The sequence below is a fragment of the Bacillus sp. EKM501B genome (assembly GCF_011800505.1).
Classification (GTDB): Bacteria; Bacillota; Bacilli; order Bacillales; family Bacillaceae_G; genus Bacillus_A; species Bacillus_A cereus.
This window is the reverse complement of the sequence record NZ_JAALFZ010000022.1, coordinates 1-26,422: the sequence shown is the minus strand read 5'-3', so window position 1 is coordinate 26,422 and position 26,422 is coordinate 1. Positions and strand designations below refer to the sequence as shown.

Below are 26,422 nucleotides of genomic sequence, written 5' to 3'. Positions count from 1 at the left end.
TTAGACAAGATTGAAACTTTATATGAGTTTGATAATTGAGTTACCTTTTGTTTTTGAACGTGAGGTTTATTGCTAAGGTGAAGCGCATCGAGGAGCTAACCTTTTCTAATTTGAAAGTAAACTTTTTGTCTGAAAGTTTACTTTGGAGTTTCGAATCATTTATAATTAAATTGGTAATAAATTTCTCAATATAGATATACTTGTTAATTATGGTTCTAATGTTCAAAATTAACAGAAAATAGATTATAATAACAATATGATAGTTATCCTTTTGTTTACTCCTTGTGCTAAAGATAAGATTGTGTTCCCGATCTTATCTTTTTTCTTTGTAGATTTTTGATACAAAAAAAGAATCCTTATAATAAGGATTCTGCAACAGGAATATTCTTTATTTTTCCTCGATATCATCTAGTATTAAATATTTAAAATCTGCACCCGGTGATGGAAGGTTGTTCTTTTCACCTTTCATCCTTACAAAGAGCAAAACCTCTCCTGACCATAATTTGTAGATTTATTATTCTCCTCCCTCTGTCTATTAACAATACTTAATTATAGCTCTGTAACCTTTTTTATTCATCTCGTGTTATTCTACGAATAGTTTAAGGTATAAGCACTTTTTATTTGATATTTAGTGCTGATTCACTGAAAACATATATTCTTTGTATGTTTTTCGTGTGGATAGAATAAGCCCCATCATTAGCATGTTCGAAAATAAAGAGCTTCCGCCATATGATAAAAATGGAAGTGCAATACCTTTGACAGGCATTAATCCCACAATCATACCGATATTTTGAAAAAATTGTAACATTAGAACGCCTACAATTCCTGCGCATAGTAAGGTGCCGAATAAATTATTTGCGGAATTACCAATTATAAGTATTCGGGAAAGCAGTAAGAAGAATATGCATATTATAAAAGTAGCAACTATAAAACCGCCTTCTTCGGCAATTGTGGCAAAAATGAAATCAGTATGTTTTTCTGGAATATAAACATTTCCAGAACCGAAGCCTTTTCCTTCTATCCCTCCACTACCAACAGCTAAAAGTGATTGTTGAGTTTGATATCCCTGATCTGTATGCTGAAATGGATCTAACCAGCCTAAAATTCGCGATTGCTGGTGAGGCTTTAATAAAGTAACTAACTTATTGAAGAAAATATCTGGATATTTTACGTATATAAATATTAAAGCAGACAATACAGTCATCGGAATTCCAGCACATAGTACGATTAACTTTTTTTGAATTCCTGACATAAATATAATACATGCAATGGCTGCTATATATAGGAACACCATTCCCGTATCGGGTTGACTATAAACAAGTAACGCTGGTGGAATAGATATCAAAAATATTTTACCAATCAAAAGTAAATCAGTTTGAAATGTCCGCGCCATATACTGTGCATTATGTTTTACGACTAAACTAGCGACCAGAAGAAGTAAGGCAAGCTTAAAAAATTCAGCTGGTTGAGTAGCACCAATAATTGGGAATCTAAACCATCTTTTTGCCCCTGATATTTCAGGTGTAAAACCTGATACTGGTAATACTTTTAAGATAATAATTGACATGAACCCCACAATATAACTCGGCCAAGCTAATTTTTGTAATTGATCTAAATCGAGATTGGCAACAATTAATAATAAAACAAATCCGATAGCGTAATTTACCATTTGTTTCATAGCAAAATTTTGGTTACCATATTGCCCGGTTTGCTGACTACTGTATATTGCAACAATACTGGTGACACATAATATGAATAAAATGAATATTAGTTTCTTATCTAATTTTTTTAAAAAAACTATTTTTTCCACCATTACACCCCCTAGACATTCTTGTATTTACTTTTTATAGGAACTATCCTGTTTTTTATGTGTACATTAACATTTATTAATATTTTACAATAATAAGGAAAGATTGAACATTCTCAAAATTATCCATACTGATTAGACTACTTTAAAAAGGTGTATGCTTAGTGTGGATAAGGAAAGTTTATTTAAATGGAGACATTATCAACCTAATATTATTTTGTTGAACTTGAAATGGTATCTACGGTAAAACCTAAATTCTCGTGACTTGGTGGAGTGCTTTTTAAATCCTGCTTACTTTGCATGAGTCACTCCAAACTTATCTGAACCAGACATGTATTCAGACTATTTTTAGAATACGGGTATCACTATGACCTGATTTAATAAATCTCTCAAATAAACCTTAAAGTTATTATATTAAAAATTTTCTGAATTATATTTTGGTTTTTTTCGGAGAAGTTCTTCAATAAGCTTTGCTTTTTCATTCACCTTTGTTGCATATGTGAAATCACCATAACAATATGGATACCTAAAATTATTTTTATTTCCACCACAAGTGTACATCTCTGGATTTTGATCAACTTTCATTTCAGAAAAATTTTTGGCCGAATCTTCCGAGTGTTGTTTAACTTCTTGACTCGCAATAAAATCAATATACCCCGGTCCCATATTATAGCTTTGAATAATTGTATCCATGCTAACATCCTTTTCCGTTCCATATTTGTACATTTGAGCAAAGTGTTTTACCCCTTGTTTAATGCTCAAGCTTGTCTCTTGAATTTCATTTGGCTTTAATCCCAGTGATTCAGAAGACTGCATAGGGTCGTTTCCCTCACCTCTACTCTCTTGGTACATAATTCCTAATAAAACTGCTGTTTTCTCTCCTAAATTATATTTTTCTAATTCTTTTTTCAAGGTGAGCTCATATTGCAATAAACGTTTTTCGGCAGCAATCACTTTATTTCTTTGAATATTGGTTTTATGCTTAACATAAAATATTCCAAGCATGGTTCCTAAACCTAAAATAATAATATAGAATAATATAATAAATCGTTTTTTAATCGTATCCTTCATATAATACTCCTCCTCGTATTAAAAATTCGTACCTTTTCGGACTCAAAATTATTTCTTTTAGGTGCAAAGTTTAATATAGAAATTTAAAGAAAAACAACCGCCTGAATTGGAGGATTTTTCAAAGCGGGTTATTCTTTGAATCCTTTCCTTCCCCCTACAAATGTCACACTTTTTTTTTGAACTTTGCTGTTCTTTGTTTTGCCCAATTGATACATTTCTTTTCAATTAAATGATACGATAATATAGAACAAAGTATTGTCGTTGTAATACATAAGATAAGAAGAAAAAGGGTGGGTATCTTTGCATGCAAAAGTTTAAATAGTACCATCGTGATTGGAAAATGACATAAATAGATACTATATGAAATTTCCCCTAAGTATACAAATACACCCTTATTTAAAATGGCTTTTACCTTTAGGTTATTCATTGCCATAATGATTATTATACTAACACCAATTACGACACCCCAATCTTTTAATAAGAAAGTAGTATCATTACTAGAAAGCCCATAAATCATAATGGAATATAGATATAGAAAGATCCCTAATGCGATAAGAAGTTTTCTGTTTAAGTTTTTCATACTTCTATATAATTGAGTAAGTTCTTCCTGATGTTTAAAAAGTAGCATTCCCATCATAAACATAGATGTGAAATGCAGTGTATCGGCATAACCATTATAAAACCCCTCAGCTTTCCCAATATGCAACATATTCAGGAAAATACCAATTAAAGAAAAGCTCATAGCAAACAGTATGGTTTTCTTCCAACTCTGTTTATAAAACAGAAGGAATAGCAGGGGAAACACGATAGATATACGCATTTCTTGAGCTAATGACCAGATAACCGGATTATAATTATCCGTAAAAAAGTTATTAAGAAGTACAAAGTGATTCATAATATCTAATTTTGTTATTGGCCCTTGCCACTTATCATAGAACCAATCTCGTAGTCCCGTAACTTCATATGGTGAAAAGAAAATAAATAAAGCAAAGGTAATGATTATCCAAAAATAATAAGGAATATAGATTCTTACAAATCTCTTAATTAAATATCCCCAATAATTTGTTTTTGAATGATAAAGTGCCATAGATAACACAAAACCACTTAGTACATAAAAAACGATTACGGCTTCTCCACCCGCCCATAAAAACCTAAGAGGGGAAAATTTAATAGAATTAGGCAACGATGGTAGCATTAAACAAAAGTGTCCAAATACAACTGTGATGGCCGCTAGTCCACGTATTGAATCTAATTCGTTTATTCTCTTACTCATAAAGTGTTCTCCTTGTCAATTGTAGATTTTGCTGTAAATACAGGTCATTTAAACTCTCCACACTACAAAAAAGGTGTGTATCTTTTAAAGAGATTTTTCATATTCATGCATAAATTATAGAATAATTATAGAAAGAAAAAATAAAATATATCTAAAGTTTTTTTAAAGATGGTATTGGGGTTCGTGTACATTGCCATCAAGCTAAGAAAAGCAAATACCCCCAAAAGAAAAAATTGACATTTCAAGGAGAAAATGAGCCTTTTTTTGTTCTGGGTGTTATAAAATTCTTAAGTTAATACGCATGAGAGCGAGCCCCTATTACGTTTAACATTTCACTCCCATTAAAAAACTAGTTCTCTCTCTTCGTTGAAAGTATAAAAGCAAAATAATATTTATTTCCACAACAAATTCAAGATATTGGCATAAATAGATTTTTACATGTAATATATGTAATAATACATAATATTAGGGGGATTACAAATGTGGAAAGCACTTTTTCGGTATTTTCTTTTTTTCTTAGGATTAACTTTCTTTGGGTTGGGCAATGCGATTGCAGTAAATGTTAAATTTCTAGGACTCCATCCATGGGAAGTCCTGAATATGGCACTCTATCAGCGATTTGGATGGACCATTGGTACATGGAGTGTTATATGTGGCTTATTTCTTGTTCTCGTGTCGTTAGTAGTAGATCGGAAATATATAAATATAGGTACATTCTTAAACGCATTGCTAATCGGTCCTATTATGGATCTTTTCTTAAAATTGGATATTCTTCCTCATGCCACACATTTGTTGTGGATAAATCTTCTTATATTACTTTCTGGAATTACAATTACGGGTGTTGGCGGTGGTATGTATGTTGCTGCTGGAATTGGTGCAGGACCAAGGGATGGATTCATGCTTGCTATTTCTGATAAAACAGGATTATCTGTAAGCCGGGCTAGAATTATTGTGGAAAGCATTGTATTAGTAATTGGTTATATTCTAGGCGGTCCCATTTTTATTGTGACATTTCTGTATACTTTTATCCAAAGCCCTATATTTCAGCACTCATTCAAGATGTTTCAAATATTTTTATATAATTTAGAGAGGAAAAAGAAAGACAACGTTAGTGTAAATTTATAAATATATTAAGATATTTATAAGTAATCATTCACCTTTATATGTTTAATTAATATGATAGTAAATTTCTTTACTTATTATAAAAAAATAAATAATTAGTTCTTCATAAAATTTAAAAATACGCCATCCTTTCCTATGATTCTATAGAAAGAATGGCGTTTTTTTCCATTTTTAAATAGTCTATTAAGAGTTGTTTCTTGAAACAAATATATAATTTATTTGGTAAACCAAATGTTAAGACGCTAGGCATGGGTGATGCCCCCAGGTATGAGAATCTAAAGTGTTTGAATAAGAAACTTTACTCCGTCCGTTATAGTTATTTACATCATAATATAATTATATATATCTTATTATAAATATTTCTATCTTAAGAACTGAAAATAGCGATTTAAAATATGGTTGCTAATTTCAGTTCGATCTTCCTTGCACCCAAGTAGCAATATCATTTATAACATACTCAGGGATATTAGCAGGACTATAATATTCATCCGGTTTACTTAATTCTCCATCTCCTTCTGTAAAGAAGTGATTTAACTTTGGATATAGTCGATAATTAATGTTATCTCTTTCTTTTAATTGTTCTTTCCAATAAGGAATTTCAATTTTTGATAGAATTTGATAGTCTCTTTCTCCTTGAAGAATAAGAAGCGGTGTTTTTTGTTTTTTTGACATTTCTGCTGCTTTAATTTTACGGATAGAATCCCAATATACTGGTGGTCCTAAAGAAAAATTCTTTGGAGGATTCTGACTAGAGAAATTAGGATCCTTTAATAATTCAAATTGCGATTTGTAAAATTTATATTCTTCTGGTTTCATTTCTCCAATAGAATGACGATACTCCAGTTGATCTAAAACATTGTCTGCGAATGCCTTGCCCGCTCCTCCCATCACAATTGCCCCAGCAATATTTTGATTTTTTTCAATTATCCTCGGAATCATCATTCCACCTTGACTATGACCAAGAATATAAATTTGATTCTTATCTATCATAGGTTCATTTTGAAGAAAATGAGTCACAAGAAGTGCATCATCTGTTATCTCTTTATCAACTGTATAAAAAGGACTAAGCTCTGTTTTCAATCCATGTTCATAGGTTCGTTTATTATAGCGAAGGACAGCAATTCCTTTCGAGGCAAGACCTTCAGCTAAATCACGAAATGGTTTTAAAGCATACGTTGCTGAATCCTGATCGGCTGCTCCAGCTCCATGAACAAGAATAACCGCTGGAAAAGGGCCCTTTCCCTTTGGAACAGATAATGTTCCTGGTAATGGAAATGCACCACTTCCAACTACTACTTCTTTATCAACAAATGATTCCGGCTTACTATACGTTGGCCGATCTGCAACAGGACTAAACGGCATACTAAGTTGAAAATCATCTATTTTTCCGGATGGATCTAGTTTTATTAGTAAAGGTACAGTAATTTGTTCAAAAACTAATTTAATCTCTACATTTGTATGAATAGAATTTGTCTCTTTTTGTGTGACCTCTCCAATTTCTATAAAAGAACCTTTTTGTAATTGCGTAGGAAGTTCTTCCCAATAATTCTTCAACCATTTTTCAGATATTATTTTCTGTAATGATCGAGAAGTTAAATCAAATGCAAATTTATAATCTTCAGTATGCATAGAACGGACAAATGAAAAAGCAGTAGATATAACAGGATTTTCCTCTTCAATATTGTCTATTTTTTTTATATTTGTGTTTGTTTCCTTTAATGTCGATTTAATTTGGTGACTAAACGGATTATTAAATGTATTTGGATATAAACTTCTTTTCAATACATCCTTATTCCGTCCCTCAAACAAGTTTGAATAATCCTCGAGATTTTTAGATAAAATTACTTCCTCCGCATATGAAACCGAAGGAATAGTTATGGCACAAATTGCACTGACAAGTAGTAACTTACTCACTATTCTTTTTCTCGTGCTCATATTTATTAATTCTCCCTTCACAATTAAAATTTTTAATACGGCATGCATAGTATTATACGGAAATAGAAGTTTTCAAGGCGATTAACAATTTACTTTACGATCCCTTCTACCAGGTTAAAAAGCTATTATAAACAAACTTCAATATACAATGCCTGCTTTCTCTTTTTCCACATGTATGTTAACTCTAGAAATTACTTCTTTTCTTTAAAACACTCTTGCTACTGGTTTGTTTTTCATATATAAGTCGTACCTCTTTCCCCCATCGTGCCACTTTATATTTTTATCATATACAATGAAAATCTCTTTTTTCTTACCTATTCCTTACAAATCCCTTACGCTTTTATAATAGTGCTGCAGGAACCTCTGTGCCCGAAAACGAAAAAAAGAAACACCAATGTTATTTGCTTTGGTGCTTCTTTTTCACACTTTAAATTTTGATTATTTTTCTTGCTATATAACACAAATTACATTGTGCTGTAGGAAACACTCCTAACATTGTTAAAATTACTTGTTCCAATGGTAAAATTTATACTAGAGGGTACTCATATCCAACAGTTTAAGAAAAAGAAACGCTTCAAAACCATTAACTTAAGAAACCGATATTCTCCAGAACGAAAAATAAGAAGGTTTCTTTCAAAACGTACGGAATTTTTGTTCTGGGGGTATTCACATTTGTTAAGTTGATGGATGTGGGGTACCGCCCCATGCCCATCAAGCTAACATTTTGAAGTGCCCCCAAAACGAAAATTTCATCTTTTCATAGGTGTCCATGAGAATTTAGTTCATTTTTTTCGTTTTGGGGAACATTTAATTTCTTAAGTTGATGGCAATGCGATTTTCCCCAAAAAAGGAAAAAACCGATTCATCCCCCATCTTCACTCCGTTTAGAGGAGGGGTCTTCTCCGTTAAATGATAAAAAAACCAACTATATAATGACTAATAAATATTGCTACATAAATCAAAGTGATATATGGTTGATAATCAATGTAAAATTCTTTATGTGTTAACCTAAATTTATGAGGAATTAAAACCCAACTAAGGTAGTCGATAATTATCGACAATGCTGTCCATTGAATAACGGTATTAAGCATAAATTCTTTTACATTATCTGTATCTATCCCTTTGCTATATAGCCATAGAAAAACGAGAAAAATCGCAACGTTGTAAAGAACCTGATAGGGTCTAGATTTAACATAAACTGGTGATTTCAAAAAAGTTGTTCCTGCCTGTTTCGCGTTTTGCACACCAAAATATTTATTAGAGATTAGCATATGTATAAAAACTGTTAATGTTGCAACACCATAAGCAAGTAACAACCATAAAAAAGAAATACCCAAATTATTAAACAACTAACCTCACCTCACTTTTAGTTACTAATACATTAGACAAATATTAGTTCAAATATATTATCCTTAAAATTCCAGTGATAGTAAATCAAATATTTAGATAAAAATTCATATTTTTTAGTTAGATACTTGATTTACCTCATAGCAACAAGCTTGCGCTTTGTGGTCCCTCATCAAAATCCTTTTATGCTTTACCCTTAGAAACTTTATGCTAATTAAGATCAGCAACAAAGTAAATCCAATTAAAGATCAAGATTTGAAGCCAAATATCATTGAATGGATATATAATTATTATTGAAGAGCAATCTGTAGGTCACATAGGTACACTTCAAAAGAGGAAAGCACTTACTTAAAGTGCTTTCCTCTCCTTCTTATTATCATAATGGAGGCACCACAATGAAAGAACATAACAAATAAAATCATATTACATAAGCGAATACACATTAAGGGATAGAAGTACAAAATCAATTAGATTTGAGCCCTGGCGCTCTTTTAAAGAGGAAATGAAAGTGCTTGATATTACGGATAATGATATTTTTCAAATCCAACTGATTAAAAAACGTATGTGAAATTGCGAATCCTCTTGTAAATGTTGTATTATAAGCACAAAAAGAGAGCAACATGCTACCAATATGCGTTCTCCTTTAGATAACCGCTACCGCCAAATTGGCGGTGACCACTAAAAAATAACACCTACAATATTTGCAGGTGTTATTTTTTATCATTTAGGCTTGTAAAATATTTCGTATTTCTTCTATACTTAAATTTGTAAACTTTGCAATATCTTCGATTGACATTCCGTTTTTGTGCATACCACGAATAAGCTGTATTTTCCCTTTTTCAATGCCCTTTTGTTCTGCATAAGCAAACTTTGCGGCCTCATCCATCAACGCTTTTTCCCTTGCTTCATACGCTTGTCGGAAAGAAGAATCTTGACTCATACGTTCCCAATTATTCATGGCTTTTTGTAAAATAGGGTCTTGATTCATCGCAATATCTTCCAATGTTTTGGTTAAGTGTTCATCTTCATTCGCTGGAAGTAATAATAACCAACGAACAAACGAATCTTCTCAGGGATTTACTTGTTCATTCCGCCACTGTTGCATGAGTTTTGGAATTTCCACAATATGAACTTCAATATCATCACTTAACTTCTTTTGGTGCTGTTGATTCCATACGATTCCTGTTGTATGGAATCCCTCGTATTCAGGAAACATAACAAAATTTAACAAATTGATCGTAATTGTTTTATGAAGAGAGCTATATGGCATTCCCTTTTTTAGTTGGGATGTATATAGCCTTCCCCAGTAATACAAACTTCTCTTAATCATGTCATGATTGTTATTCAGCTGTATTTCTACATTTACCTTTGTTCCTGTATCTAATGTTGCGAAAATATCTAAAATCGATAATTTATCCTCTTCATGTCCTCGGTGCAAATGTGGATCTTCTAGTTGTAACGAAACAATGGGTGATTCTAAAGAATCCTGTAATATCACGTTTAAAAAAACATTCAAAATATCTTCTTTTCCACTTGTACCAAATAATTGTTTAAAAGCAAAATCAATGCGTAAATTCACTAACTGTTGGTTAAACATGGGGTTTTCTCTCCCCACCTCATACGATGTTTTTCTTTTATTGTACAAAATAGAGCGGTAACCATGCAAATAAGTCCTTATCACCACAGACATAAGAACTTACCCCAATATTTATAATATATTACTGATTCTCATGAGTTTAACATTTTGTGTATTTTGTAAAACTCATTTATTAAATAAAAAAATCCCTTCACGATTTGTGAAGCGGTCAGTATACATTGAAAGGGTACTTCCATTTTAATATGTAAAAGAAAAAACTCGTATTGATAAAATTAATATTTTTGTTTTTGCCGCTTTTAATTCACTATAAAGAAACTGTAAGGATTAAATTCATCCTATATAGAGGTTTTGTGTTCCTCATTAGACATGTATATTTGATAAATCACATTTTTCATGCAATATTGCATAAAAAATACCTGTTACTCCTGCTATAATTTTGAGAGTAAACTGTTGCATCCAACATTTTATAATCTTCTATATTCATTAATATAGAGACCCTAATTGCAGGAAAAAGGAAAGAATATTGGTGGTTCTTCCCTTTTTCCTTATTTTTTAACTGTCTAATGATTCATTCTAGAGTCTAAAATATTTTTATTAATGAAACCTGTTAAAATACAAAATTTTAGTTAGTAAACGAGAAATAAACACTTCATTATTATTTCTGCTATATTTAAAGGGCTTTTTTCTAATACAATAAGAAAAAAAAGAACTTGTAGAAATCACTACAATTTCTTTTTGCTTTAAAGCGAATACACGGGACACATAAACTATCTCTTTATTCATAACGGGGAAACCATATTGATTACGGGTTTATTCCATTATATAACAAATATTAAAATCCTGAGTTTTAAATTTTGGAAATCATGTGAATTAATAAATAAGGGTCCATCCTTCCTCTAAAAATCTCATTTATTGATTTTATATAAACCATTTTAAATCAACTTTGATATCATAATAAATTAATGAAAATGTATACATAGGTAAATAGAGAAGTATACCTGAAAGACACTCGTATAAGAGTGTCTTTTCTTTGCTTAATAAAATTTCCCCAAGCTGAAAGGATTGAAAATCAAATTAATAATATTAAAGTCTCTTTTTTAAGTTCTCTTTCATTAAAAAGGAAATATTTTGTTCATCTTCATTTGATATTTTTTCTAGCTGATTAACTATTAACTCCTGTCTGTGTAATGGTTGATTTTGACTTAACTTTGCTTGTCCCTCAATTTTGTTAATTTTTATTTTGAATCCTTGAAGGCCCTTGTTCATCCCAGAGAGATACGTAGCGTCTATATCTTGTAACTTATATGAACTATTAGGGGCTTCATACTTTACTACCATGTCATGTAAGGATTCCATCAATTCATATTCATTTTCAATAAATTCGACTTCTCCATAGACATGAACAGTCACATAATTCCATGTTGGTACCGCCTGGTTGATTTCATACCAAGAGGGAGAAATATAACAATGTGGCCCATGAAAAATAATTAAAACCGTTTTGTGTTTAATATCTTGCCACTGAGGATTCTGAAGAGCAAAATGACCATATAAATGAGTTTTCTCTTTATTTAAAAGTAGTGGTAAATGTGTAGCAAAAAGTGTAGCTTCATGCATCGAAATTACTGTTGCAAAACTGTTTTTCTGTATTACATCGTAAGCAACTGCTAATTCTTTCATTTCAAATATTTTAGGAATGTACATAAAAAATCTCCTTTCAATTTGTATATGAATTTTTTAGTACAGCAGACAAGTGGCTCATAATTATAGCAACCTTTAGTAAGTAATCTTATCAAAGGAGAACTTCAATAATTAATGTGCATCATCTGATAAAGATATTAATATACAAACTGACATATAAAAAGGTACAATTTTTAATAAGTGTTCATGTCAGAGGAGATGGAAAATGAAAAATTTTATATTTGCTTTTAAAGATGATTCTCCAAAATATATACAAATTTACGAGCAATTTAAGTTGTTTATTGAACGAGGGAATATATCGGCTGGGGAGCAATTGCCTTCGATACGGCAACTTGCAGAATCTCTTCAAGTGAGCCGTAATACGACTTTAATGGCTTATGATCAACTTGTAGCGGAAGGCTACATTCGTGGAGAAGGAAGAAAAGGTTATTTTGCAAGTGAAATTGAACCTTTTATATCTCAAAAAACGTTAATCCATAATAATAAAAAGAAAAAAGAGCCGTCACTATCTTCTTTTGTTGACTTTAAGGCTGGTGCAGTAGATCAAGAAAACTTCCCATTAAAAACATGGCGCAGAATTTCTAATAAAGTGTTAACTTTAAAGGAGAGTTTTCAATACGGGGAACCCTTTGGGGAGACATGTCTGCGTGAACAAATAGCCACATACTTATTCCAATCACGTGGTGTAATAGCTGAACCGAATGCCATTATTATTGGGGGAAGTACCCAGCAAATGCTTATATATCTTGGGCAAATACTTAAGGATGATTTTCAAAGCGTTATAGTTGAGGACCCAGGATATGATGGTGCTAGAGAAGCTTTTAATTTAAATCGTTTTACTCTTGAAACTTTGCCAGTTTATGAAACAGGTGCTGATTTTTCACAATTAGAACATACGAAATCACGATTAATTTATGTAGCGCCTTCTCATCATAGCCCCTATGGGGTAAGTATGCCTATTCAGCAAAGACATTCATTAATTTATTGGGCAAAAAAAACGCAAGGATATATTATTGAAGACGATTATGATAGTGAATTTCGTTATACGCAACAACCATTTCCAGCTCTTGCTTCTATTGATTCTACTAGGGTTATTTATCTAGGGAATTTCTCGAAGTCATTTCTTCCAGGTATACGCATGAGTTATATGGTATTGCCACAGCCAATTTTAAATCGTTACAAAAATCAATTTCTTTATTTCGAAAGTACCACTTCTCTTCTTAGCCAGCTTACAATGGCTAATTTTATGGAAGAAGGAGAATGGAACAGCCATATCAAACGAATGCGACTTGTTTATAAAAAGAAGATGCACCACTTAGTATCAGTTTTAAAAGAACATTTCAATGAGAATATATCTATTATTGGTGAACAATCGGGTTTGTATATATTAATTAAAGTCCATTTGAACCGTTCAGAAGAATGGTTAATTCAACAAGCCCATTTTTATGGTGTTAAAGTGTATCCAACCTCGCTCTACTTTATAAAAAACACATCCTATAAACCAATTATTAAAATGGGCTTTGGTAATCTTTCTTACAATGAAATTCAGATTGGTGTAAACCTTTTAAAAAAAGCTTGGCTATAACCCCCCATAGTAGTTAGGAGTTTCTAACATCTATGGGGGGCGCTTTATAAAGATGTTAGTTTAAAGATACGGCTTAAATGATACTGAAATATAATTATTTTTCTCGTACAATTCCATTATACAAGCTGCTATTTGTTGGATACCGAGCTCTATTTTCTTTTCGTCTATTTATGAAATACTTAATCGAATTGCTTTCTGTTTATTTCTATCTGAATACATTCTAGAAGCATTATCGACATAGATATACCTATCTTGCAATAGATAACTTTATTCACATCTATATATGGAGGTAAGAAAATGCTCATTTACAAAACCGCCCTTTGGTTTTGTAAATGATATATTTCGGTAGATATATTGAACAACTGTTTATTAGCATCTTCATTTTGTTTGTATACAATTGTTTTACGTTTTCTAAATGATATTGAAACATACCACTTTTCAAATAGATTTCTAATGCACCTTGTGAAAGTGCCGATGTATTAAAATCAGTGCTAAATTTGTAATTCAAAAAGGAATTGATCATTGTTTCAGGAAGTACAATCGTAGCAATTCGTAATCCTGGCAAAAATATCTTTGAAAAGCTTTTGATATATATAATTCTTTCATTAGGTTCTTACATAAGCAAAGGGTCTGCTTTAGAATCAACTTCTAATTCTGCTAAGTAATCATCTTCAACAACGTATACATCATATTTTTACCTTGTTTTAATAATTCTAAAGCAGAACCGAAGTCCATCATTCATCCTCCTCCAAAATAAAAAGCACTTAATTAAATGTTTTTTTAATAAATTCTTCATTACTAGCTCATACTTTACCTAAAAGGAGTGTTCGTAATGATTTTCCTTAAATACACATCACTATGTGTTGGTTTCATTCTAGGTGGCATATTGGCGCTTTCCTTATTGTTCTTGTGAAACTACAACTTTTTAGTATCCATTTTGTACAAAATAAAAGAGCGCCTGCAATGGACGCTCTTTCGAATTATTAGAGTATCGTTGACGCTTTTGCCTACTCTCACTTTATTCTATGCTAAAGCAATTTCGATATGAGTAAGATTTCCTTGTACAAATTTAAAAGAGCACCCGCGCTATTGGATGCTCTTAATATGATAATGAATTTTCTATGAGCATTGAATAGGACACGATGGAACTTTTCCCACACTCCAATATATGCTCATCTATCCTTTTCAAGAGGTGCCTTTTCGAAATGCGAGGAGCAAACTCAATATACAGAACAAAATTTTCCTGATCATTCTATACTTGAAATTATCCAATATGCATGATTGTAAAATAAAAAAAGAGCTCTATCCCAATTTATAGAGCTCTTTAAGTGAGTAATGGTAAATTTATGTTGACCTGATATTGTATGCCGAGAACCTCCTTATGTGCAAACGAAAGAGAGCACTCCCCCAAGTTAAGTGCTCTCTCGTAAAACTCATGGGGTAAATAGTTGGAAATCCGTTCTGTATCATTTTATGGATTATCAATTCCCTTTATACCTAAAACAGTCTTTAAATACGTTTAATGTGTAATTTCTATATAACAAAGAAAACATACTAAGATTAGTAGTGCAGACCAAGTCATTGGTTGTTCGCACCACTAATTTTTATATAATAGAAGTGAAGAAAGAGTCGTGGGTGCTTTGGGATTTTAAATACGTAAAAAAACTGACCTCCTTCACTTACCTTATTTGAATCAGTTTTTAGTATGTTGGTCCTCGAGATCGTGTATAAGAAATGGGAATCGATAAGTGTAAGATGAACACTTCAATTTTCCATCAGGAGGAACCTTATGAGACACGTAATTGCATTTGATATCAGTATGGGTAAAAGTTATATGGTAATTTATAATGCACAAAAACAATGCATCTTTGAAAAAGAAATTAAACATTCCAAACTTGAGTTTGAAAAGCTACAAAATAAGATCCAAGAACTTACCAATCAAACTGGATACTTATTGCCTATTAAATCCCTTGGAAGCAAAACTACAATGTGATTCCTTACGGATTCATAAAACGGAACGAAGTGATGCTCATCGCCTAGCTCTTCCCTACTTTACAGCTACCCGACGGATAGCTCATGGAACGAATCACATATTTCATCAGTTAAAATCTATTTCGAGATTCTATAGCGAAATTCTATTTCCTTTATTAACCCTTGTATGATAAATAAACAAGATTTAAAACCTGACGATAAATATTCATAATATATATCACCATTTGGAGTTTCTAATAAGATATCAAACGTGCCATGAATGAAAAGGTCTGCTTATTCAGCAGACCTACCATCAATTATAGCTTTATACCTTTCCCTTGTTTGAATGTCCAGACATGCGTAGCAATAAAGAGGTACAGACGAGATACGTGTAAAAATAGGTCACAACCTTACTTTTATTTCCATATTTTATTTTTATTAAAAAAATTTGTCTATTATGCCCATCAACTTAAGAAAACAAGTCAGCCCCAAAACGAGAAAATGAGCTTTTTTATTACAAATTAGCACAAAATCTCGTTCTGGGGGTAGTTGTATTTTCTTAGCTTGATAGCGATGGGTTAAACCTAAATGCTTAAGTTGATGGGCATGGGTTAACACCAACATTTCACGAATTTTGTACAAAGTTCGCGTTTAGTTAGCGAGACCTCATTATTAACTCACCTATTAATTTAAATGTAGCTCTGTTAATCTCGAGATTGAAATAAAACCAAAGTAAACTTTTGGGTAAAAGTTTACTTTGGAGTTTTGAATCATTTATAACTAATTTTGTAAAGAAATTCTCAATATAGATTTACTTGTTAAATATGGTTATAATATTCGAAATTTTAAAAAGTAAATTATAATAAAAATTTGATGGTCATCCTTTTGTTTACTCCTTGCACTAAAGATAAGATCGTGTTCCCGGATCTTATCTTTTTATTTTTGAATTTTAGATACAAAAAAGGAATCCTTAATAGCTTAACTGCAACAGGAGATAACAAAATATAAACAATAAAAAGAATTACTTATTAAAAATAATGATTTAGGTGACCAGAGAAAATTAGGAAACCGAAACATACGAAATGGAATGTAATCACAATTGCAAGGACATGCATGAACGTATTGTTGGGCCAAAATTTATACTTCTTGTTTTTTCGTTCGAAAATATCAAATAAAATAAACAGAGCAATATGATATAGAGCATAAATCATATATTGAGCAATATGATGACCTGTAATATGCCAAATTCCCATGACAAAAAAGTTCAAAAAGACGCCAATATATGAAATCATATAGCGATTTTTTATGAGCTTTTTCTTTGTGGCAAAAAAGACAAATCGCATGTAAATAAAATCACGGAGCCAGAATGATAAGCTCATATGCCAACGATTCCAGAAATCTTTAATATTACGACTGATAAACGGTTTATTAAAGTTTTCCGGTGTTTTAATACCCATCATATAACTGACACCGATTACGAATGAGCTATAACCTGCGAAGTCAAAAAATAGATATAAACTATAGCTATACATATAAATCATATTTGATAAAATTGTGTTTTGGTGAGCTATTGTTGCATCCATAATATTTTCTTTTATTAAGTAAGCAAGTATAAATTTATACAGAAAACCTTGAAAAATACGGTTAATACCCATGTATAGTAGATTTAGGTATTCTTCAGCACTTGGTGGTTTTTGAATATCTTTTTGGAACCTGCGATACCGATCGATAGGTCCGGTCGAAATAGCAGGGAAGAACAGGATGAATTCCCAGAAATTAAAGAATGAGCATTCTTTAATTAAGCCATCGCGAATTTCAAATACCATTTGTACTGCCCTGAATGTTACATAAGATATACCAGTAAAAACAATGAATTTTAATTCCGGTACAAATGGTGCAATTTTTGCCAAAATCAACGGCAATATCGACAAAATAACAGCCATGTAAAACATGAACGTATTATTATTTTGTTTTCTTAGTAGTAAATAACCTTTAATAAGGACATATTGCCAAATAATAAATACTGCTAACATTAATGCTTGATTTGGTTTATCCGAGAAGATAATAGCAAGCATAATTAGCGTTAGGACAGCATTATATTTGCGCAACATTTTGCCCCTTAATCCAGCTACGATAGTAGGTATCAAAAAAATACCCACTATAGCGAAAAAATAAAATGATCCATATGCGGTCAATGCTGTAACCTCACTTTATAATGTTCTACAATCCATTACTCCCTTTTGTCTAATGGAGTAATGGATTGGCACATGAATTATCTCGGATTATAGAGTTTAGTAATCACTCATTGCGTCTTTTGGGAGGGCAAATGCTGATATAAATGTTTTTTCTATAATCGCATATGCCGGAGCAATTTGTTCCTCTGACGCCCCATGCATAACTTGCAACGCTAATCCATTCACTGAAGCCAATAAAGCCCTTGAAAATGCTTCTAAGTCAATAATTTCTACATTGGAAGTTTGAATATATTCTTGAATTATGTCTATCAATTGGTTCTGTAGAACTCGAATTTCTTCCATAATTTTCGGTGACCAAGCCGCTGCTGCTAATAAAGTAAAATACACCTTTCTCCATTCAGAACTTTTGAATTGGTGATGTACTACAAATATAAGATTTTTCAATTTCTCTGAAAAATCTTGTACATTTGAGAGTTCCTTCTGAATTTCTTTAATTTGTTTTTGCATGACATAAGAGGTAGCGTTAACTAATAAACCCTCCTTTGTTGGAAAATAATAGTGAATTAAACTTAAAGTAATTCCCGCTTTTGTAGCAATATCCCGTAATGTAATAGCGGTTGTACCCTTTTCAGCTAAGCATTCAAACGTAGCCATTAGTATTTGATCTCGAGTAGCTGTTTTTTTTTGACTAGACATTGTATTTCACCATCTTATTTTTTATTTGGTCAACCGACCAATTTATACTAACTTATTAGAGCATTTTTTACAATACTGAGTACCATCCCGTATCCACCAATCTAAGATTTTAATGTAACCCCTAAATGAAGATTTTCTTTCTCTATAATTAGTTATTTTGAGAATTCAGCTCTTTTTTTCTTTTTTGGGGGTTATATATTTTTTTTGTTGATGGGCATGGGTCACCATATCAAAAAAGAAAATTGTACGTTTGGACACGATTTAGACACAAAATATCCGATTCCTTGTACGATAAAGGATCGGATATTTATTTTACTGTTTTATATAGTGGGCAATTTCTCCCTTACGAGGTCTGTGTAGCAACCGAACCAAATCTTACGTTAAGTATTAGTGGACATCAAAAATAGTAATGACTAATCCAGATTAACATCCATCCAATTCACAATTACATATACCACTATGTTAAATAGCTAAATAATACAAACGGTATGAAGAGAATTTCTACTATTTTCATACCGTTTTAAATTTGTTTATAAGTTCATACCAAATTCGTGGAAAGATGGCAGCATCTCTTTTATAAACAAGGATCAAAAGTTGCCATACCTGACAACGGAAATATTAATGTAACTCTAGTTCCTTTATTCACTTCAGATTCAATGCTAATTTTCATACCTAATTTTGAGCACAGTTTTTCGCATAGATACAAGCCCATTCCTGTACTTTTGCTAAACCTTCTTCCATTCTCTCCAGTAAATCCTTTCTCAAAAACTCTATTTATATCTTGAGTTACTATCCCTACTCCATTATCCTCTATATTTAGTATTACTGAGTTAGTTTTCTTAATTGAGTATATACGTATCATTTGTTCTTTGTTATTTGAGTACTTTATGGAATTTCCTAATATTTGATTAATAATAAATTCAACCCATTTCCTATCACTATATACGGTTTCGTTAATATCTTTTATATCTAATTTTATTCTCTTATGAATAAAATCTCTATAATTTCTTTTAATTACAGTTCTTACTACATCATCAAGGTTGATTGGTTTTATAATATAGTCTTTATTAACGTTATTGCTTCGAGAATAATACAGAACCTGTTCTACAAAACCCTCGATTCGATCCATTTGAGAGTCAATTTTATTCGTTACTTCATTTTGATTATTTTCAATTATTAGCTTTGTAGAAGCTATTGGTGTCTTAATTTCATGCACCCATGTCTCTATATATTCTCTGTAATCTATTTGCATATCTCTATAATACTTTACATTTTCATGCATATCTCTGCTTACTTCTTTCAGTATAGCGTTAAGCTTTTCCCCATGTATAAAGTTTGCTTCCTTTACTACCTCTGGAAGTAAGTATTTTTTCTCCAAGTTTTCTAATATGCTGTTAATCTCATTATAATAATTTTTACATCTTATAAATTCTATAGCCATATATAAAATTAATGGAAAAAACCAAATACAAAAGACAAAAAATATGATAATGAACGGAATGTGCGCAGTCAGCAATATACCTGCTAGTATGATATATACCAGTACATTTGATAGTATCACTACTATTTTATCTTTAATAAATTCACCTATATTCATGGCATTATATACCCTAAGCTTCTTCTTGTTGCAATTGGATTTTCTATACCTATCTCTTCAAGCTTTTTTCTTAATCTATTTATATTAACAGTTAAGGTGCTATCATCCACAAAATAATCAGATTTCCATAAAGTTTCTATGAGTGAATCTCTTTTTACAATATTTCCGCGATTATTTATTAAGCATGAGAGTATTTTAACTTCATTTTTAGTTAACTCTACAGACTTGTCTTGATAAGTAACTGTTGCATTTGAAAGATTTAAATTAAAATCTCTATAGATTAAGATATGATTCGTCTTGAAATCTCCAGATGTTCTTCTTAAAATGTTTGTTACTCTGGCTAATAGTATTTCTGTATTATAAGGCTTTGTTATAAAATCATCTGCTCCTAAATTCATACTTATTAGTTCATCTACATCACTATTTCTGCTTGTAACCATGATGATTGGAACATCTGAAGTTTTACGTATTTCTCTGCATATATAATAGCCATCGAACACAGGAAGATTTATGTCTAGTAATATAAGGTCTGCATTCTCACTTTCTATATATTCGATAATATGATTAAAATCTGTGGGAGCCTTTACTTCATATCCATACTTTATAAAAAAATGTTGTAATTCTTCTCTGATGATTTCGTCATCTTCAATCAGAATGATTTTTTTCATGACTTTTCCCTCCCTATACAGAATATAAGGCTATTACATCTTGAAAAACAAAGTGTAATAGCCCTAATGAGCATTATAAAATCAAGTATTACTTTTTACAATATTTTTATACCCGACATATGTCGTGTAGAAGTATCCTACATAAACTACAAGAAATACTAAGCCAGTCATCAATGCTGGTAAAGTAATGTCTACTTGTTGAAATGCGTTAATAAAATCATTGACTACATAAATTCCAACTACAGAATGAATTAGAGCAAGAATAACTGGAAGACTAAAGTATATGAAAGTTTGAATAAAAATTGTTTTGTCGATCATTGTTCCATTTGAACCAATTCTCTTCAAAGATTTATATCGATCTATGCTATCACTGGCTTCTGATAATTGTTGAAGAGCTAATACAGCCATACTCGTTATTAAAAATACAATACCTATATATATCCCTATAAACAGTATGATAGTTTTCAATCCCTTACTTTCTGCACAAACTTCATCCTTTGATTTGCCAGCTATACGATTAATATTTAATTTCGGGCCATTTTCGTCATAAAAGCCCCGTGCAACGTTATCATATTTTTTATTATATTCTTCTCTATTTCCATCTAAATAATTTACATTAAGTACGGATTCAATAATTTTGTAGTCCGATAAAAAATCATCATTTATAACGATTGTGAAGAAATCCAATTGTTCATCAGAAGTGTAAAGACTCTCTTGTATAATTTTAGCGTATTTTACCAGATATTCTTTTTCTTTAATATTCACCTTATTACTATTTTTTAATCTTTCATTTATCGAATTAAGCAACCGCTTATTATTTGATAAAAGTAAAACTTCATTGTTATTTAAAGTGATTTCCTTTTCACCTTTAAGATTTAAAATTTTATTATAATCAGATACTTTAATGAAATCCATACCGCTTTTCTTATAATCTTTACGTACTTCTGGTACTAAGTCCCCCACTTCCATCCCTGTTGGATATACATTATAAGATATATATTTTTCGTTATTTCTTATTTTAAAATTAGCTTTATTTAATACGTCTTCTATAGTGTAACTTTCATCCTTATTCTCCAATTTAATACTGGCATCAAATGGTGTTGCTTCTTTCATTCTTGCGTCCATCATTCTGTTAAAGCTGATTCCTGTAGATAAAGCCACCATTGTAAGGCATAACATTAAACAGATTACAGACATGGATATAAAATTTGTATTAACCTTACTATTTATTTGTTTGATGATAAATATATTTAACCCTTTAAAATAGACTTTTTTATTCTTCTTTACAACATATAATATAAATCCAGATAAACTAAAGAAAAACAGCAATGTACCTAATATGCCAAGAATGATTGATACCATGAGCATAGGATTAGTAAAATTCAATCCGATTTTTAGTACAGTCACATATGCATATCCAAGTGATGCTATACACATAATAAATGTGATTACATAGATAAGAGGATTTCTAAATTTTACATCTTCATTTTTTCTACCTGCTGTTAACAAATCAATTATTTTGTATTTAGAAACAACATATACATTAAATAACATAACAAGTAAAAACATGATTCCAAAGTATAATACACTTTTACCAATAGCACCTGTTGAAATTGCAAATTTATATTTATTGATGGGCAAGTCAAATAGCTTTAATGCAAATGTAGATAACCCCTGCGATACTACAATACCTATTATAAGTCCACTCACTAAAGATATAACGCCAACTAGAAATGTCTCTGTTACTAATATTCTGGATATGTTTCTTCTTCCCATACCTAAAGTCATGTATATTCCTAATTCTTTTTTACGTTTTTTAATTAAAAAATTATTTGCATACAATATTAAACCACCTAATATTACAGATACAAATACTGACACATTTGAGATAGCGTTCATTACTGTAGGCACATACTTTCTATCTGAAGCGTTAATTTCCATAAATGCCTTTTGTGATTCTATTGAGTTAAAGCTATAAAATATACAAACAGCCAGTGTTAGTGTTAAGAAATATATTGCATAATCTTTAAAACTTTTCTTTACATTCCCAATAGCAATCTTAGAGTACATTATTATCGTCACCTCCAAGAAGAGTTATAACTTCGATAATTTTAGTAAAGAATTCTTTTCTGGAATCATTCCCTCTTACCAACTCGATAAATATTTTTCCATCTTTAATAAAAAGAATTCTACGAGCATAGCTTGCTGTAAATGCATCATGAGTAACCATAAGTATTGTAGCTTTTAAATCCTTATTTAGACTTTCAAATCTTTCGAGTAATAATCTAGCTGATTTAGAATCTAACGATCCTGTTGGTTCATCTGCAAGTACTAAAGATGGATCTGTTACGATAGCTCTTGCCGAACCAACCCTTTGTTTTTGTCCGCCTGACATTTGATAAGGGTATTTGCTTAATACTTGTTCAATGTCTAAATACTTTGCAACTGCTTGTATTTTTCCATCAATTTTTGAATTTGCCTCACCTTTTATTGTTAACGCTAGGGCAATATTTTCATAAGCAGTAAGGGTATCTAATAAATTAAAGTCCTGAAATATAAATCCTAATTCATTTTGTCTAAACTTATCTAGTGACTTTGATTTTAACCGAGTAATGTCACTATTATTTATCATTATTTTTCCCGTAGTAACATTATCAATCGTTGATATACAGTTAAGTAATGTCGTTTTGCCACTTCCTGAAGGCCCCATTATCCCAACAAATTCTCCCTCATCTACCTTAAAACTAATATTATCTATAGCCTTTGTTACATTATCTTTATTACCATAATATTTTTCAATTTTTTCTACACTTAATATATTTCGCATTAATAATTCTCCTTTTTCATTATAAAAATTCTTTAACTCTCATTCATTTATGTAACTAATTTTAAATAATTTCATTTATAGTATCGATGGAAATACATTTCATTAACATTACATTTTTGTTATATTGAGTGATACCTCTACATATAAGTTATCAGAAATCGCGATGGTATAAGTAAGGATTATTCGATGCCTTACCAAAGAGGCAAATAAATGTAGGGATATCTGTTCTAGTGCAAAAAACGATAAGAATTATGTAATGAATGGAAATAAACAAACTGATTATGGCGTAACAACAGCTCTATTTAAAAGACATAGATTCATAGTCATTTCAGAAGAAGATTTTGAAAACAGAAAAGGATTTGCCCTTTAAGGCCAAACCCTTTTTATTTTTATTTTTATTTTTATTATTTCGCAGCTAGTTTTTCGTTCACTTCTTCCCACCCTGATACATCTTCTTCAACTTTTTTATCAGAGTAGTAGACGCGTAGGAATACTTCTTTACGAAGGTGTTTTTGAATATTGAATTCTAATTCTTTTTCTTTACCGTCTTTATCCAATCCAGTTAATTTGTAATTTAAACGTCTTGATGTTTCTCTGTTACCAATCAAAATACGTACAGATTTTAAATTCGGATGGTTTGCTAGAGTTTCGTTAAAGTGTTGGTAGTACGCTTTATAGGAAAAGCCCTAATTTACTACTTCATATTCCTTCATAATTTTATAAAAGGTGTTTTTCTTTAGTTCTAACATTTCCATAAATATAACAGCAGTTATTTCTCCATTCTTCCATTTTGAATGAGTTTCCTCTATGTACGCTAAGAAACCGGCTACTTACTTTTTTATATAATTTTTCTCTCGTAATGGTCTTAGATTACTAAAATTTGTTTTTTGGTTTAAACTATACAAATAATCTAAGAAACCAAAATGATTTTAATTTTTGCATTCATCTGATTGAAAGATGAATGTTTTTTTGTACATATAAAAAAAAATAAGAATTTTTGTCACAAAAATCATTAATTCGGGTTCTATATAATACAGGCATCAAAATGAGAGTGAGGGTTTAACCGATATGTTTAAGATTAAAAAGGAAGAAAGGCCTGTTTCGGATGTGACATTTGCAGATTTGTTTAAACAAAACTATGTGTACGTGGTGAAACAGATTGTTTGGATTGTCAAAAACCCGACGATTGCTGAAGAATTGGCACAAGAGGTATTTTTACAGTTATACCGCAACAATTGGAAGGAGATTGAGAACCTATCTGGATGGCTACTAAAATCTTCTACTTTTGTAGCTTATAAGTATTTACGATCTGAAAAACGACATCAGGCGAGAGTAGATAAAACCATACAATATCATGAAGTACAGCATATTTCTTCCCTAGATGATGACTGGATTAGAAAAGAAGAAATTACAAAAGTACAATTGGCGCTTAGTGAAATGAATGAGAAAGATCAAACCATTTTATTAATGAAATTTTCTGGTTTTCAATATAAAGAAATTGGCGAAATTCTTCAAATCGACATATCTTCTATTGGAACATTATTAGTCCGAGCCAAGCAAAAATTCCGTAAGATTTATCAACAATTAGAGGAGGCGTAATAAATGAATTGCTATGATATGGGATTTATTCAAGCATATATAGACGGTGAATTATCTGATAGGACAAGAAAAGAATTCACAAAACACATAGATACTTGTAGCGCATGCCAAGAATTATTACTGGAAATCACCAAATTAAATCAATGGGAAGATGTCAAGTTAGAGGAAGCAACAGTACATTCATCAAAAGAAATCGAGATTGATGTTGACCAAGCGTGGAAAGTATTTGAAAGTCACGCAAAATCAGAAAATGTTTCTTATATCAATGAAAAAATGGAACCGAAGAAGGGATTGTTTACAAATATGAATAAAAAATCAAAACGTTTCATGTATACTGCAGTAGCGGTAGCAGGGCTTTTTACTACAGCCATGATTCCACAAGTTCGAGTTGCAGCTACAGATGTAGCCTCTTATTTTTCCAATGCAATTTCAAATGATAGGATTATTGAAGAAGGAAGAGACGTTACAAAAGGTCAATTTATTCCTATTGATGAAAAGATTACAGATCAAGGTGTTACAGTACATCTGAAAGAATTATATATAGCGGATGCACGTATATCCGTTCATTACAAAATTGAAAAAGAAGATGGTAATGTAGTACCGTTTGAATTTGATACAACAGGTTTAGAACTTGAAGATGACGGAAAAGTAAACGGTCAACAAGAAAATAACCCCGAGTATAAGAAAAATGGGTACTTCGGACAATTAGCATTTATTGAAGGAGCAAATGATGGGCCATTCGAACTAAAGGCATCAGGTGTAGCATTAAAGGAGATTGGTATTCGTTTTAAGGATAGACCTGAAGGCGTCATCACATTTATCGAAGGTCTTAAAGGAAAAGATTCTTTCAAACAACCGCTCACGTTAGATGTACACATAAACAGAATTGGAAAAGTATCTGGGTCTTGGAAAACACAACTTAAAATTGACCCTACCAAATTAAAAAAATAAAGTAAGTTCAAATGAAAAAAAGAATAGAACGATGTGTTTCCAATACCATGCTTATATTCTTCCTTGTGTTACTTGCATTTATTTCATACATGATTTCTACTATATCTTTTTTAATTTCATAATCATAAAAGGTAGTAAAGTAAGTAGCCGGTTCCTTAACGTATAGGGAACCGGCTGAAATCTGTCCAAATTGTATCGTAACGTACAATTCTCTTTTTTTGATAAGGTGACCTCATGCCCATCAACTTAAGATTTTAAAGTACCCCCTAAATGGAAATTTTGTGTTTTTATAGCACCGAAGTTTATTTTTATCGTTTTGGGGAATAAAAGATTTTTTAACTTGATAGCAATGTGGTACTACCCCACATCCATCAACTTAAGGTATATGTTTATACAAAGGCGGATATTTCCATGTAGTTTTTCATTATTTTTTATAGATATCCTAAAAGTAGGCATATCAAATAAACCCCGAAGGGTTACAAT

General features: G+C 31.2%; 16 protein-coding genes and 4 pseudogenes. 6 read left to right on the top strand and 14 right to left on the bottom strand.

Annotation, left to right across the window (positions count from 1 at the left end):
* Positions 1-628: 628 nt before the first annotated feature.
* Positions 629-1,813 (bottom strand): FtsW/RodA/SpoVE family cell cycle protein, encoded by a 1,185-nt coding sequence (locus HFD78_RS25190; protein ID WP_033667961.1) that lies wholly within the window; start codon positions 1,811-1,813, stop codon positions 629-631.
* 151 nt (positions 1,814-1,964) lie between these two features.
* On the opposite strand from HFD78_RS25190, the pseudogene HFD78_RS25185 reads away from it, so the two are divergent.
* Positions 1,965-2,051, top strand: a pseudogene (locus HFD78_RS25185) (IS6 family transposase); the annotation flags it as partial.
* A 170-nt stretch (positions 2,052-2,221) separates the two neighbouring features.
* Here HFD78_RS25185 and HFD78_RS25180 read toward each other — a convergent pair.
* Together HFD78_RS25180 and HFD78_RS25175 are read right to left on the bottom strand one after the other, a co-directional pair.
* Positions 2,222-2,878, bottom strand: coding sequence for a lysozyme family protein (locus tag HFD78_RS25180; protein WP_000655498.1), 657 nt, complete (start codon positions 2,876-2,878; stop codon positions 2,222-2,224).
* A gap of 163 nt (positions 2,879-3,041) precedes the next feature.
* Positions 3,042-4,151 carry an acyltransferase family protein gene (locus HFD78_RS25175; protein ID WP_000044249.1) on the bottom strand — a complete coding sequence of 370 codons (1,110 nt, stop codon included), beginning with the start codon at positions 4,149-4,151 and terminating at the stop codon, positions 3,042-3,044.
* Positions 4,152-4,631: 480 nt separating this feature from the next.
* Between HFD78_RS25175 and HFD78_RS25170 the strand changes: the two genes are divergently transcribed.
* Complete coding sequence (locus tag HFD78_RS25170; RefSeq protein WP_000265303.1) at positions 4,632-5,276, top strand: YczE/YyaS/YitT family protein; 645 nt, start codon at positions 4,632-4,634, stop codon at positions 5,274-5,276.
* A gap of 405 nt (positions 5,277-5,681) precedes the next feature.
* Here HFD78_RS25170 and HFD78_RS25165 read toward each other — a convergent pair whose 3' ends face one another.
* From HFD78_RS25165 to HFD78_RS25150, 4 genes and pseudogenes are all read right to left on the bottom strand, one after another.
* Positions 5,682-7,208 (bottom strand): alpha/beta hydrolase, encoded by a 1,527-nt coding sequence (locus HFD78_RS25165; protein WP_191968127.1) that lies wholly within the window; start codon positions 7,206-7,208, stop codon positions 5,682-5,684.
* 905 nt (positions 7,209-8,113) lie between these two features.
* Entirely contained in the window at positions 8,114-8,557 is a 444-nt protein-coding gene (locus HFD78_RS25160; protein WP_000482936.1) for a hypothetical protein, read from the bottom strand.
* A 722-nt stretch (positions 8,558-9,279) separates the two neighbouring features.
* Positions 9,280-10,152 (bottom strand): annotated as a pseudogene (locus HFD78_RS25155) (Rpn family recombination-promoting nuclease/putative transposase).
* A gap of 1,083 nt (positions 10,153-11,235) precedes the next feature.
* On the bottom strand, positions 11,236-11,853 hold the full coding sequence (locus HFD78_RS25150) for an FMN-binding negative transcriptional regulator (RefSeq protein ID WP_000275777.1): 618 nt from the start codon (positions 11,851-11,853) through the stop codon (positions 11,236-11,238).
* Positions 11,854-12,055: 202 nt separating this feature from the next.
* On the opposite strand from HFD78_RS25150, the gene pdxR reads away from it, so the two are divergent.
* Together pdxR and HFD78_RS29650 are read left to right on the top strand one after the other, a co-directional pair.
* A complete protein-coding gene (pdxR, locus tag HFD78_RS25145) occupies positions 12,056-13,435 on the top strand; it encodes a MocR-like pyridoxine biosynthesis transcription factor PdxR (RefSeq protein ID WP_000787650.1) in 1,380 nt (459 codons plus the stop codon).
* Between the two features lie 1,789 nt (positions 13,436-15,224).
* Positions 15,225-15,570: pseudogene (locus HFD78_RS29650) on the top strand (IS110 family RNA-guided transposase); the annotation flags it as partial.
* A gap of 864 nt (positions 15,571-16,434) precedes the next feature.
* Here the strand turns inward: HFD78_RS29650 and dltB are convergent.
* From dltB to HFD78_RS25100, 7 genes and pseudogenes are all read right to left on the bottom strand, one after another.
* Entirely contained in the window at positions 16,435-17,601 is a 1,167-nt protein-coding gene (dltB, locus tag HFD78_RS25135) for a D-alanyl-lipoteichoic acid biosynthesis protein DltB (RefSeq protein ID WP_033668127.1), read from the bottom strand.
* Positions 17,602-17,697: 96 nt separating this feature from the next.
* A complete protein-coding gene (locus tag HFD78_RS25130) occupies positions 17,698-18,297 on the bottom strand; it encodes a TetR/AcrR family transcriptional regulator (RefSeq protein WP_000098289.1) in 600 nt (199 codons plus the stop codon).
* A 574-nt stretch (positions 18,298-18,871) separates the two neighbouring features.
* The gene (locus tag HFD78_RS25125) at positions 18,872-19,894 is read right to left on the bottom strand and encodes an ATP-binding protein (protein ID WP_001020443.1); all 1,023 of its coding nucleotides are present in this window, start codon (positions 19,892-19,894) and stop codon (positions 18,872-18,874) included.
* Positions 19,891-20,562 (bottom strand): response regulator transcription factor, encoded by a 672-nt coding sequence (locus HFD78_RS25120; protein WP_000720524.1) that lies wholly within the window; start codon positions 20,560-20,562, stop codon positions 19,891-19,893. The genes HFD78_RS25125 and HFD78_RS25120 overlap by 4 nt, the downstream gene beginning before the upstream one ends.
* An 81-nt stretch (positions 20,563-20,643) precedes the next feature.
* Entirely contained in the window at positions 20,644-22,632 is a 1,989-nt protein-coding gene (locus tag HFD78_RS25115) for an FtsX-like permease family protein (RefSeq protein WP_000286982.1), read from the bottom strand.
* Positions 22,622-23,389 (bottom strand): ABC transporter ATP-binding protein, encoded by a 768-nt coding sequence (locus tag HFD78_RS25110; protein ID WP_001244400.1) that lies wholly within the window; start codon positions 23,387-23,389, stop codon positions 22,622-22,624. The genes HFD78_RS25115 and HFD78_RS25110 overlap by 11 nt, the downstream gene beginning before the upstream one ends.
* Before the next feature lie 404 nt (positions 23,390-23,793).
* A pseudogene (locus HFD78_RS25100) lies at positions 23,794-23,988 on the bottom strand (DUF1093 domain-containing protein); the annotation flags it as partial.
* A 469-nt stretch (positions 23,989-24,457) separates the two neighbouring features.
* On the opposite strand from HFD78_RS25100, the gene HFD78_RS25095 reads away from it, so the two are divergent.
* Entirely contained in the window at positions 24,458-24,988 is a 531-nt protein-coding gene (locus tag HFD78_RS25095) for an RNA polymerase sigma factor SigX (RefSeq protein ID WP_000472752.1), read from the top strand.
* A 3-nt stretch (positions 24,989-24,991) separates the two neighbouring features.
* On the top strand, positions 24,992-25,939 hold the full coding sequence (locus HFD78_RS25090) for a DUF4179 domain-containing protein (protein ID WP_000995925.1): 948 nt from the start codon (positions 24,992-24,994) through the stop codon (positions 25,937-25,939).
* The last annotated feature ends 483 nt before the right edge of the window (positions 25,940-26,422 follow it).

Excerpts from the sequence above, each read along its gene's own strand:
- HFD78_RS25190 (WP_033667961.1), bottom strand. The coding sequence starts at position 1,813 with ATGGTGGAAAAAATAGTTTTTTTAAAAAAATTAGATAAGAAACTAATA.
- HFD78_RS25180 (WP_000655498.1), bottom strand. The coding sequence starts at position 2,878 with ATGAAGGATACGATTAAAAAACGATTTATTATATTATTCTATATTATT.
- HFD78_RS25175 (WP_000044249.1), bottom strand. The coding sequence starts at position 4,151 with ATGAGTAAGAGAATAAACGAATTAGATTCAATACGTGGACTAGCGGCC.
- HFD78_RS25170 (WP_000265303.1), top strand. The coding sequence starts at position 4,632 with ATGTGGAAAGCACTTTTTCGGTATTTTCTTTTTTTCTTAGGATTAACT.
- HFD78_RS25165 (WP_191968127.1), bottom strand. The coding sequence starts at position 7,208 with ATGAGCACGAGAAAAAGAATAGTGAGTAAGTTACTACTTGTCAGTGCA.
- HFD78_RS25150 (WP_000275777.1), bottom strand. The coding sequence starts at position 11,853 with ATGTACATTCCTAAAATATTTGAAATGAAAGAATTAGCAGTTGCTTAC.
- pdxR (WP_000787650.1), top strand. The coding sequence starts at position 12,056 with ATGAAAAATTTTATATTTGCTTTTAAAGATGATTCTCCAAAATATATA.
- HFD78_RS25130 (WP_000098289.1), bottom strand. The coding sequence starts at position 18,297 with ATGTCTAGTCAAAAAAAAACAGCTACTCGAGATCAAATACTAATGGCT.
- HFD78_RS25125 (WP_001020443.1), bottom strand. The coding sequence starts at position 19,894 with ATGAATATAGGTGAATTTATTAAAGATAAAATAGTAGTGATACTATCA.
- HFD78_RS25120 (WP_000720524.1), bottom strand. The coding sequence starts at position 20,562 with ATGAAAAAAATCATTCTGATTGAAGATGACGAAATCATCAGAGAAGAA.
- HFD78_RS25115 (WP_000286982.1), bottom strand. The coding sequence starts at position 22,632 with ATGTACTCTAAGATTGCTATTGGGAATGTAAAGAAAAGTTTTAAAGAT.
- HFD78_RS25110 (WP_001244400.1), bottom strand. The coding sequence starts at position 23,389 with ATGCGAAATATATTAAGTGTAGAAAAAATTGAAAAATATTATGGTAAT.
- HFD78_RS25095 (WP_000472752.1), top strand. The coding sequence starts at position 24,458 with ATGTTTAAGATTAAAAAGGAAGAAAGGCCTGTTTCGGATGTGACATTT.
- HFD78_RS25090 (WP_000995925.1), top strand. The coding sequence starts at position 24,992 with ATGAATTGCTATGATATGGGATTTATTCAAGCATATATAGACGGTGAA.